This window comes from Streptococcus sp. DD10, assembly GCF_001578805.1.
Lineage (GTDB): Bacteria > Bacillota > Bacilli > Lactobacillales > Streptococcaceae > Streptococcus.
Genome location: NZ_KQ969164.1, coordinates 85,495 through 95,844 on the forward strand (window position 1 = coordinate 85,495; position 10,350 = coordinate 95,844).

Annotated in this window: 9 protein-coding genes, 8 tRNA genes and 1 pseudogene; all 18 read right to left on the bottom strand. The window is 36.8% G+C overall.

Features of this window, described 5'->3' with window-relative positions; translation table 11 throughout:
- Positions 1-913, bottom strand: a pseudogene (locus STRDD10_RS08780) (phosphoribosylformylglycinamidine synthase); the annotation flags it as partial.
- Positions 914-976: 63 nt separating this feature from the next.
- The gene (gene purC, locus STRDD10_RS08785; RefSeq protein WP_067195204.1) at positions 977-1,684 is read right to left on the bottom strand and encodes a phosphoribosylaminoimidazolesuccinocarboxamide synthase; all 708 of its coding nucleotides are present in this window, start codon (positions 1,682-1,684) and stop codon (positions 977-979) included.
- Positions 1,685-2,029: 345 nt separating this feature from the next.
- Positions 2,030-2,266, bottom strand: a complete 237-nt coding sequence (locus tag STRDD10_RS08790) for an acyl carrier protein (RefSeq protein ID WP_067195207.1) — start codon at positions 2,264-2,266, stop codon at positions 2,030-2,032.
- A 9-nt stretch (positions 2,267-2,275) separates the two neighbouring features.
- Positions 2,276-3,271 (bottom strand): phosphate acyltransferase PlsX, encoded by a 996-nt coding sequence (plsX, locus tag STRDD10_RS08795; RefSeq protein ID WP_067195210.1) that lies wholly within the window; start codon positions 3,269-3,271, stop codon positions 2,276-2,278.
- Positions 3,252-4,040 (bottom strand): DNA repair protein RecO, encoded by a 789-nt coding sequence (recO, locus tag STRDD10_RS08800; RefSeq protein ID WP_067195212.1) that lies wholly within the window; start codon positions 4,038-4,040, stop codon positions 3,252-3,254. Before recO ends, plsX begins: the two co-directional genes overlap by 20 nt.
- On the bottom strand, positions 4,027-5,205 hold the full coding sequence (locus tag STRDD10_RS08805) for a pyridoxal phosphate-dependent aminotransferase (RefSeq protein WP_067195215.1): 1,179 nt from the start codon (positions 5,203-5,205) through the stop codon (positions 4,027-4,029). The genes recO and STRDD10_RS08805 overlap by 14 nt, the downstream gene beginning before the upstream one ends.
- A gap of 197 nt (positions 5,206-5,402) precedes the next feature.
- Positions 5,403-6,371 (bottom strand): ribose-phosphate diphosphokinase, encoded by a 969-nt coding sequence (locus tag STRDD10_RS08810; RefSeq protein WP_067195218.1) that lies wholly within the window; start codon positions 6,369-6,371, stop codon positions 5,403-5,405.
- Positions 6,372-6,914: 543 nt separating this feature from the next.
- Positions 6,915-8,174, bottom strand: coding sequence for a peptidoglycan hydrolase PcsB (gene pcsB / locus STRDD10_RS08815; protein WP_067195221.1), 1,260 nt, complete (start codon positions 8,172-8,174; stop codon positions 6,915-6,917).
- A gap of 88 nt (positions 8,175-8,262) precedes the next feature.
- On the bottom strand, positions 8,263-8,763 hold the full coding sequence (gene mreD, locus STRDD10_RS11900; protein ID WP_067195224.1) for a rod shape-determining protein MreD: 501 nt from the start codon (positions 8,761-8,763) through the stop codon (positions 8,263-8,265).
- 1 nt (position 8,764) lies between these two features.
- Entirely contained in the window at positions 8,765-9,577 is an 813-nt protein-coding gene (gene mreC, locus STRDD10_RS08825) for a rod shape-determining protein MreC (RefSeq protein ID WP_082782085.1), read from the bottom strand.
- A gap of 55 nt (positions 9,578-9,632) precedes the next feature.
- Positions 9,633-9,720: transfer RNA gene (locus STRDD10_RS08830), tRNA-Ser, on the bottom strand.
- Between the two features lie 11 nt (positions 9,721-9,731).
- Positions 9,732-9,805, bottom strand: a tRNA-Ile gene (locus tag STRDD10_RS08835).
- A gap of 41 nt (positions 9,806-9,846) precedes the next feature.
- Positions 9,847-9,917 (bottom strand) — tRNA-Gly (locus STRDD10_RS08840).
- A gap of 9 nt (positions 9,918-9,926) precedes the next feature.
- Positions 9,927-9,999 (bottom strand) — tRNA-Phe (locus STRDD10_RS08845).
- Between the two features lie 3 nt (positions 10,000-10,002).
- A tRNA-Met gene (locus STRDD10_RS08850) sits at positions 10,003-10,076 on the bottom strand.
- A gap of 10 nt (positions 10,077-10,086) precedes the next feature.
- Positions 10,087-10,176: transfer RNA gene (locus STRDD10_RS08855), tRNA-Ser, on the bottom strand.
- An 8-nt stretch (positions 10,177-10,184) separates the two neighbouring features.
- Positions 10,185-10,258: transfer RNA gene (locus tag STRDD10_RS08860), tRNA-Ile, on the bottom strand.
- A 15-nt stretch (positions 10,259-10,273) separates the two neighbouring features.
- A tRNA-Met gene (locus tag STRDD10_RS08865) sits at positions 10,274-10,347 on the bottom strand.
- Positions 10,348-10,350 lie beyond the last annotated feature (3 nt).

Genomic DNA, 10,350 nt, shown 5'->3' on the forward strand with positions numbered 1-10,350 from the left:
TCTCAACTGAGCAAGCATTGATTTCATCAGACACTTCCATGTCATCCAAACGACCATTAGCACGCTCATAGCGACCAAAAATAGTCGCCATATCCATCAAGGTTTGAGGTTTTTCTGTACGTCCCAACTCATCACGCATGGCAATATATTTGTCATAAGTCGCTTGCAATTGTTTTTCAAATTTAGAAGCTGAGAAGTCGATGTTTTTCAACTCAGTCTCGAAAGTTGTATGACGGCAGTGGTCAGACCAGTAAGTATCCAAAACCTTCAACTCAGTCTCAGTTGGTACACGTCCAATAGATTTGAAGTAATCTTGAATGAAGAGAAGGTCATCCACTTCCATTGCCAATCCTTGCTCTGCCTTATACTGTGCAAAATCTTCTGCCGTATAAGTTTCAAAGAAATCCAAACTTGGAATGGTCTTGTCAGACTCAGAGAAATCCTGTTTAGCAATGCCAACAGTGATATCTTTGAAACGAGAATCCACTGGGTTCAAAAGGTAGTTTTTGACAGCTTCCAACTCATTCGCATCAATATCCTTGTTAACCAAGTACAATTGTGCTGTATTCACTGTTACATCATTTGAACTACCAAGTAAAAGCAAAGCTTCTTGTGAAGATGCCGCCCGTTGGTCAAATTGACCAGGCAAACTTTCGATAGCAAAGAAAGCATACTTTTCAAGATCAGCCTTAACCGCAGCCTCGTCCAAAACAGTATCAGTCACTTGCTCAGAGAAGATATGTTTTTCCGCACGCGCAAACAAATCTTCCGCCAAATGAAAGACATCATAAACCTGAACAATACGAAGATCCTTCAAAGTTTTCAACTGAAGATTATGCTGTAATTCTTTTACTAAAGAGTCAGATTTCACACGAAAATCAGCTTTTTTCTCAACGAAAATACGTTTATCCATTTTATTTCCCTTATTTCTATTCAAATAGGCTCTTGAAGACGAGGGTTTTCCCTTTCAAAAAGATCACTTCAAACCTTGCAATTTTTCCAACACAACCTTGTACACATCTGTCAGACTGCCCAAGTCCCTACGGAAAACATCCTTGTCCATATGGTGCCCTTCCGCATCCCAAAGGCGGCAGTTGTCTGGTGAGAATTCATCTGCCAAGATAATCTTGCCATCCTTATCAAAACCAAATTCCAATTTAAAGTCAATCAAACGAAGACCAATTTGTGCAAACCAATCTTTCAACAATTCATTAATACGACGTGTTTCTTCCTTGATATAGGCAATCTGCTCATCGTTGGCAATGTCCAAGAACTTGACATGTTCATCATTGATAAATGGATCATCCAATTCATCATTTTTATAGTAAAATTCAACGATTGGAGTTTCCAAATCCAAACCTTCTTCAACGCCAAAACGTTTAGAAAAAGAACCGGCAGTCACGTTACGAAGGACAACCTCCAAAGGAATGATTTTTACTTTTTTATTCAATTGTTCTGTGTCAGAAATACGTTCAATAAAGTGTGTCGCCACACCAGCAGCATTCAATTTTTCAAAAATAAGAGACGAAATCTGATTATTAAGCACACCTTTCCCCTTAATAGTCTCTTTACGAGCACCATTAAGCATGGTTGCCTGGTCCTTATAGACCGACTTAATCACATTTTCGTCTTCTGTACTATAAATATCTTTGGCCTTACCAGTATAAATCAGTTGGTTTTTCATTTCTTCGTTCGCCTTTCATGCTCTTTTTCCATATTTTATCATAAAAAAATGATTATATCAAGGATATTCCGAAATATTAAAAGTGTGCATTCAAGTTTGTTAACCTCGGGCTAAAGGTAAAAATAAAATTCTTAAAAAGCAGATTATATAAAAAAACAGTTGGATAAAAGACCAACCGTTTCAATTTATTTAGGATAAAATATCTTTAGGCAATAGTGGATTGCTCAAAGCCTGCTTTACAATAACAGATTAGACTTACGAAATAAATTTTCTACTTCAAGAATACCGTATTTTTTTGCCAGCAACCTGAAATAATCATTCGGATTATTCAGATAAACCAAATAACTATTTACTTTTTTGTACTAATTCAACTAAACTGTTCATATCTGTCAACTTATCAGCAGTCTCGTCAGAAATTTCAATCTCAAATGCATCCTCAACAGCAATAATAAATTCCATCAATTCAACAGAATCAGCTCCTAGATCATCTTGGATTGATAAGGTTGGTGTAACCTCTATTTTCTCATCACGTAATTCCTGGATGATTCCTGCAATTTTATCAAAAATTTCTTGATTTGTCATACTAAACTCCTATTCTTCATTTGAAAATTGTCGAACGGACTTGCCAATAAGGTCCGTTTCAAGCATTGTCCGAATTTGTGTTATTGTTGAATAAATGGCCTTCCTGTCACTTGAACCATGACTTTTTACAATTGGGGCTTTTAAACCAAATAATACTGCACCACCAGCATCAGAATAATCCATCTTAGCTTTAAGAGACACCAAACTATCTCTTAGTAACCAAGCACCTAGTTTGGCTTTTATCCCTCCTGTTAAGATAGACGTTTTCAACATCGATAGGATACTCTTAGCTGTCCCTTCCATAGACTTGAGTACAGCATTACCCGTAAAACCATCTGAAACTATGACATCAGCAACTCCATTCATCAAATCACGCGCTTCAACATTTCCTACAAAGTTCATTTCGTTATCATTCGACAGCAACTCATAAGTTTCTTTACGTAATGAATCCCCTTTAGTTGCCTCTGTTCCATTATTCAAAAGTCCAACTCTCGGTTTTACTATCCCCCGAACATTTTCAGCATAAAATGAACCCAGTACACCATATTGATAGAGATGCTTAGCCGTACTTTCTGCATTAGCTCCTAGGTCCATCATTACTACTCCTTTACCATCTGCAGTTGGAAGAACAGACATGAGACCTGGTCTTTCAATTTCTTTTATACGACCAACTATAAAAATCCCTGCTGCTAAAAGAGCTCCTGTATTCCCAGCGGACAGCATCGCATCAGCTTGTTGGTTCTTTACAGCTTGAGCTGCCATTACCATAGAAGCCTTCTTTTTACGACGAATAGCCTTCACAGGTTCATCATCAGAGTTAATTTTCTCTTCCGTATGAACAATCGTGATACGTTCACTATTCACAAGATGAGGACGAATAGCCTCTTCGTTTCCATAAAGTATAAATTCTACATCAGAAAATACACTAACTGCATCATTGACACCTTCTACAATTGCTTTGGGGGCAAAATCACCCCCCATAGCATCAATTGCTATCCTCTTCATTTTTTCTTCCTTCTTTTAATGTATTACCCCAATTCGATAGGGAATCAATAAATTTTTTGGGTTTAAGGTGAATCCCTACATATTCCTCATAAATCTGATCAATAAACTGTCGCAATTTGAGCTTCAAATCTACACTAAGAGAAATCGTCTCCAAAGTTTTCATATCAACTGCATAAAATTGATCCAGTAAATAAGGGACATTAGGATCAAGATGACTTCTCCTCTCATCTTTCTGATAATGGAGAGGGCAAAGACAACCATTGTAGAGAAAAGAAAAGTCAAATGCTTGCCCCACACGATGGCAAAACACACATTCATGAAAGTTTAATCGAATCCCAAAACGAGATAAGATCTGAATCTCAAAAATATTTGTCAACACCTCATAGTCAATTCCTTGCTCCATTAATAAGAGAGTCTTCTCTAAAAAAGCAAATAAGAATGCATCATATTGATTATCCTGAATACTCGCATCTGCAAGAGAAGCGACATAAGTCGCATAAGCTAAGGTAAACAAATCTTCATTAATATGATTAAAAACCGTGATTTCACGATAATCCTCGATGTAACTCAACCCTTCATCGTTCACCCGTATCATAAGCTCTACCGATGTCAGTGGTTGAATAACAGGAAGTAATTTTGACTTAGAAGCATGTTTCACGAAAAACATGCGCTTACCAGACTTCTCTGTAAAAATTTTGACTAATTTATCATCTTCTCTAAAATTACGATTATATAACACAATGGCTCGCGTTGTCTCACTTCTTAGCATGAGTCTCCATATAGATTTTAAGACGTCTCATCGCTTCTTGAATAGTGTCCATGCTTGCTGCATAAGACAATCTCACATACCCCTCACCATATTGACCAAAAGCAGCCCCTGGAATAAAAGCTACCGCCTGTTCCTTAGCAAAGTCTTGGAGGAAGGCAAACGAATCTTGCTCATACCCTACTGGAATCTTAGCAAAAATATAAAAAGCACCATCTGGCTTAATGATATCAAAACCAAGCTCTGTCATTTTTTCAATAATATAATCACGTCGTAAGATATACTCTTTCTTCATCGGTTCGGCGTCATTTTTACCAACCGTTAACGCTTCAATAGCAGCATATTGTGCCATCGTATTTGCTGCCGTCACTAAATATTGATGACTCTTAATTAGTTGTGCTACAAAAATAGCAGGGGCAAAGATAAATCCTAAACGCCAACCCGTCATAGCATGAGATTTAGATAGACCATTAATTATAATAGCCTGATTGGGTAAAAATTCACCTAAGGAAACATGATTATTTCCTGTATAAGTCAATTCCGAATAAACCTCATCACAAATCACAAAAATATCATAGCGACTTAAAACATCCGCTAAAGTAGCTATCTGTTCCCTAGTATAGGTCACACCAGTTGGATTTGATGGATAATTAAGGATTACTGCCTTTAATTTATCTCCCTGTTCTAGAATCGCTTGTTCTAACATCTCTGGTGTCAAAACAAACTGATTTGCTGTTGTATCAATTTCAACGATCTCAGCACCAACTAAATTCACAATAGGTTCATAACCAGGATAAGCAGGAGCAGGAAGTAAGACTGTATCTCCCTCTTCCAAAATAGCGGTTAAAGTAGCAGATAGAGCCTCGGTAGCTCCAATTGTCACCAAAACTTCATTATCTGGATGATAGGATAAACGATATTTTTCTTTCACAAAATCACTTGCTGCTTGTCGCAATTCAAGGAGACCACTCATACCTGTATAGTATGACTTATCATTGTCAATTGCTTGTTTAGCAGCTTCTTTGACATGCTCTGGCGTCGTAAAATCAGGTTCCCCTAAAGTCAAACGTAATACTCCAGGAATAGCAGAAATCGATTGATCAAATTGACGAATCAAGGAAACTTCAATTTTATCTAAATTTTTATTAAATCTCTTCGTTAACTCCATTGCATACCTCCGTGTTTCTAATGCTTCCTATTATACCAAAAAATAGCTTAAATTGATAGATTTCACGACCATAACTTCCCGATAAATGGACAAAAACAAATTGTTATCCACAAGTAAAAATCATAATATATGACATATCCACAATTTTCAACTATCATTCAAAAAGAAAAGAGCCAGATTTACTGGCTCGGACATTATTATTTGGCTTTTGAAATTTCAAATAATGGTGATAAAGGACGTTTTTCATGAATACGAATAATGGCATCAGCCAACAGTTCAGCAATCGAAATTTGTTTAATCTTATCAATTAGACGCTCTTCAGGCAAGTAAATCGTATCTAAAACAACTAATTGTTTAATAGCTGAATTACTAATATTATCCATTGCCGGACCTGAAAGTACAGGATGAGTACAACTTGCATAGACCTCAACTGCACCAGCTTCCGCTAAAGCATCAGCTGCATGACAAATCGTTCCAGCTGTATCAATCATATCATCAATTAAGATACAAGTTTTTCCTTTAACCTTACCAATGATATTCATGACTTCACTTGTATTCATTTTGTCAACACTACGTCGTTTATCTATAATAGCAATTGGTGTTTTCAAAAACTCCGCCAACTTACGTGCACGAGTCACACCACCATGATCCGGGCTCACTACTACATAATCGTCACCAACCATCCCACGACGTTCAAAATAATCAGCAATCAAAGGAGCACCCATCAAATGGTCAACAGGAATGTCAAAAAATCCCTGAATTTGAGCAGCATGTAAATCAATCGTTAGTAGACGATCAACCCCTGCTATTTCTAACATGTTGGCAACTAACTTAGATGTAATTGGTTCACGAGCTCGAGCCTTTCTATCCTGACGTGCATAACCATAATAAGGCATAACAACATTAATAGATTCTGCACTTGCACGTTTTAGAGCGTCAACCATAATCAAAATTTCCATCAAATTATCATTGACAGGAGAACTTGTTGATTGCAAAATAAACACATGCTTCCCTCGGATAGATTCTTCAATATTCACTTGAATTTCTCCATCAGAAAACTGCCGCACAGTAGACTTTCCAAGCTCCATTCCCATAGCCGCCGCAACGCGTTTAGCTAAATCCTGATTAGACGACAAAGCAAAGAGCTTTAAATCATAAAATGACATGTTTGCCTCCGAAATTTTTTTCCAATACTATTGTAACGCTTTTAGCTTGAATTTTCAAATAAAAATAGAGTGAAAACGCGAGGAAAATAGGAGATTCTTATAGTATTAAGAGAAACACCAAACCATAAACTGCCCTCTGTTCCATCAAAAAATTGACTTTTCATTGTGTAAAGATTAGATTCCCTAAAACTAATAAAAGTAAGATAGAAATTTCCCAAATTCTAAAATCAGCCCCTGTATTTACTACGATTCTCCCAAAACTAAACCATCAAAAAAGAGAGTATAAGAATAAAAGAAAAAAGTAGAAACAGTAGACATAATAAAATCTCTCCATCTATGGATACTTCTTCCTTCAAAAACTTACCTTCTTTTCTAGTATATATAAACTATAGCAAACTATTTTAAACTCTAGGATACTAAACTTCTAGATAAATATCTATAAACTAAGATACAACTGAAAATCATTAGATACCACAGTTATCATTTAAAAATGAAAAAAGAGCAGATTAGTCTGCTCTCATAAAAATTAGATTCATTATCTCATTAGTTAGGATAGATATACGATAATGAACCCCATCCAGAAGTTGGGTTAAACCAACCACGATAGTTACCAATTGTACGGTTTCCATTATAATTTGATTCAGATACTTGAATTCGAGTAGAACTCTCAACTGCAGTAACAACTGCAACGTGACCATAACCACCATCATTCCAAACAGCAATGGCTCCAACAGCTGGTGTTGTTCCTACTCGAAAACCTGCTGCTGCTGCAGAAGCAGCCCACTGACCACCATTTCCCCAATAGTTGCCTGCCCAAGGAGCAAGTGCTTTAGCTCCCCAAGTACATTCTCCTACTGGATAGGTATTCGCTGAACTGGTAGCAACAGCTGCTGTTTGAGCTGTTGTCGCTTGAGTAGTTGTAACAACAGTTTGAGCTGCTGGCGTAGCATCAGTTACACTAGCAGTCGTGGTTGCTTGTACCGGTGTTTCAGTAGTAACAGTTGTTGTAGTTGCCGCTTGAACTTGTGCTGTCAAATTTGTCTGAGCAGATGCTGCTGCTGCTTGTGCCTTGGCCTCCTGCTCTGCTTTAAAGGCTGCTTCGCGAGCTGCTGCTTCACGAGCTGCTGCCTCTGCTGCTGCTTTTTGTTCAATCAAAGAGTTCTTTTCATTTTCAGCTGTAGCTTTTTCAGCAGCCAAATTCAATTGTGCTGCTTCAAGTTCAGCTTTTTTAGTGTTCAAGCTTTGTTCATTATTTGCTAAGGTTTGTTGATTGGCAATTACAGTGTTAATCGCTTCTGTATTTTCAACCTGTTTTGCTGTTAAACTTTCCTTATCTTGCTTTTGTTGCTCTAGCATCCGATTGTTTGCTGTAACAATCTCACTCATTGCAGACACACGAGAAATCGCATCAACAATCGAATCTGAATTCACAATTGTATTAATATAACTTGTAACAGAGCCATTTGTTTGTGCACTTCTGGCTTGATTTTGAAGAGATTCGTTACGAGAAACAATCTTAGCAGATAACTCTGAAATTTCAGCTTCTAGCTTCTTTGATTCTTCAGTTAAACGATCATTTTCTGCTTGCAAACTTGCTTTTTCTGCTTGTAAAGAGTCAACCTGACTTTGAATACTGTCAACTTGTGCCTGAGCAGATTGCTGTTGCTGAACAAGATCATTAATTTTTGAGTCTTGCGCAGAAATCTTAGCATCTGTATCATCAGCTCTAACAACAGTTAAAGCAACTCCTTGTGATAATGTAATTGTACTTAACAATAAACTTGTGATAATTTTTTTCTTCATAAAACTAGTATACTCCTATTTAATAAGACAGTTATAAGTATACCAAAAAAAGACGCATCATATGTTACGCCTTCATTACATTTTTTTATCAGATAAATATCTTACGAATAATTGGATAAAATAGTAAACAATTAAAGAGGTTAAATAGTAAACTGATAAGTAAACTACATAGGACAAAATCAGAAAAATTTCGTGTAGTCAAGCCAGTTAAATATGCCATAAAGTAAGTCGTTATCTCAAAGAAAAAAATCATTAAAAGTAAACTTAATAAATTTGTCCAAATATTTTTCAAAACAATTCCATTCCATTTAACTAGACAAAAAATTATGATGGGGAATAAAATGATAGCAAACCCCAATACATGATGATAATACAAATCATAAAAGAAACCAATAAAACTTGCTAGAAATAAACCTTGCCACAAATCATACCAAAGCGAGAACCACATAAAAGCTAGAAATAAGAGATGACTTATGAGATGCAAAGAAATTGGTAGTAGATTTGAAAAAAAAGTTGAAATCTGCCCATCAATAAAAAATAATAGGAGACTGATACAAAATAGTATAAAAATTTTAATAACCCGTTGCATATTATTCTCCAATAGCCATTACATATTGAATCACATCAAAACTTGCACTAGGTTTAACTAAAACTTCTGTTGAAAGAAGATTATCAGCAGCTTTTATAGATTGAATTCTTCCAACTGGAATACCGCTTACAGGATAATCACCCAATCCACTTGTAACAACTTGCTCATCCTCGGTTAAATCAATTTCCCTATTAAGCTCCTTAAGTATAAAAGCTCCATTTTTTTTATCAAAACCAGTTAAAACAGCAAACACATCACCTGAACTTGTCTTGACTTTAACAGTAATATTACTAGTTAAAGTTTCATTCGTTAATAATGAAACTTCCGCACTCTGGTCAGTGTGAGAAGTAATAAAACCAATCAAACCACCATTAGCAACAACTAACATGTTATCTGAAAAATTATCGTTACTTTCTGCCGATATTGTTAAACTATCATACCAAGCAATCGTATTCCTATTTAACACCTTAGAGGTAATCTTTAACGACGAAGAAAATGAATTTTGAAAATTCAATAAAGATTTCAATTGCTGGTTCTCACTCTCAAGATTAGAAATCTCATCATTTAAATCCTTCAACTGATAAATCCTATTTTTTAAAAGTTGATTCTCACTAATCATTTTATCTGATTCAGAGACAGCATTAAAAAAGCTGGAAGCCTGAAAAAAAGGGCTCGAAAGTGCACTATCAACCAATGACATTCCTGAAATTATATTAGAAAAAAAGAAACCAAAATATGAAAACAAGAACAAACATATAAAAAATAAAAAAACTGCAACTAATCTAAATAAAAATCTTGAATTCTTATATTTCATAGTCCACCTTATAAATAATATAAAATAAAAAAGTTAGCATTGCTAACTTTTACTACGGAGAATAAGGGATTCGAACCCTTGCGCCAGTTACCCGACCTAACGATTTAGCAAACCGTCCTCTTCAGCCTCTTGAGTAATTCTCCATCCTATTCTATGGGCACGAGTGGACTCGAACCACCGACCTCACGCTTATCAGGCGTGCGCTCTAACCACCTGAGCTACGCGCCCAAGTCATAAATATGAACTTGGTAAATTGAACAATAGTTCAAAGCGGGTGACGAGAATCGAACTCGCGACAACAGCTTGGAAGGCTGTAGTTTTACCACTAAACTACACCCGCATTAAAATATGGCGCGAGACGGAATCGAACCGCCGACACATGGAGCTTCAATCCATTGCTCTACCAACTGAGCTACCGAGCCAAATTGCGGGAGCAGGATTTGAACCTACGACCTTCGGGTTATGAGCCCGACGAGCTACCGAGCTGCTCCATCCCGCGTTAATATAAAAGGAGGATGTGAGATTCGAACCCACGCACGCTTTTACACGCCTGACGGTTTTCAAGACCGTTCCCTTCAGCCAGACTTGGGTAATCCTCCAAAATATATGGACCTTGTAGGACTTGAACCTACGACCACTCGGTTATGAGCCGAGAGCTCTAACCAGCTGAGCTAAAGGTCCAACAAGATCAATAAATAGCGGCGAAGGGGATCGAACCCCCGACCTCCCGGGTATGAACCGGACGCTCTAGCCAGCTGAGCTACACCGCCATT

Excerpts from the sequence above, each read along its gene's own strand:
- purC (WP_067195204.1), bottom strand. The coding sequence starts at position 1,684 with ATGAAAAACCAACTGATTTATACTGGTAAGGCCAAAGATATTTATAGT.
- STRDD10_RS08790 (WP_067195207.1), bottom strand. The coding sequence starts at position 2,266 with ATGACAAATCAAGAAATTTTTGATAAAATTGCAGGAATCATCCAGGAA.
- plsX (WP_067195210.1), bottom strand. The coding sequence starts at position 3,271 with ATGAAGAGGATAGCAATTGATGCTATGGGGGGTGATTTTGCCCCCAAA.
- recO (WP_067195212.1), bottom strand. The coding sequence starts at position 4,040 with ATGCTAAGAAGTGAGACAACGCGAGCCATTGTGTTATATAATCGTAAT.
- STRDD10_RS08805 (WP_067195215.1), bottom strand. The coding sequence starts at position 5,205 with ATGGAGTTAACGAAGAGATTTAATAAAAATTTAGATAAAATTGAAGTT.
- STRDD10_RS08810 (WP_067195218.1), bottom strand. The coding sequence starts at position 6,371 with ATGTCATTTTATGATTTAAAGCTCTTTGCTTTGTCGTCTAATCAGGAT.
- pcsB (WP_067195221.1), bottom strand. The coding sequence starts at position 8,174 with ATGAAGAAAAAAATTATCACAAGTTTATTGTTAAGTACAATTACATTA.
- mreD (WP_067195224.1), bottom strand. The coding sequence starts at position 8,763 with ATGCAACGGGTTATTAAAATTTTTATACTATTTTGTATCAGTCTCCTA.
- mreC (WP_082782085.1), bottom strand. The coding sequence starts at position 9,577 with ATGAAATATAAGAATTCAAGATTTTTATTTAGATTAGTTGCAGTTTTT.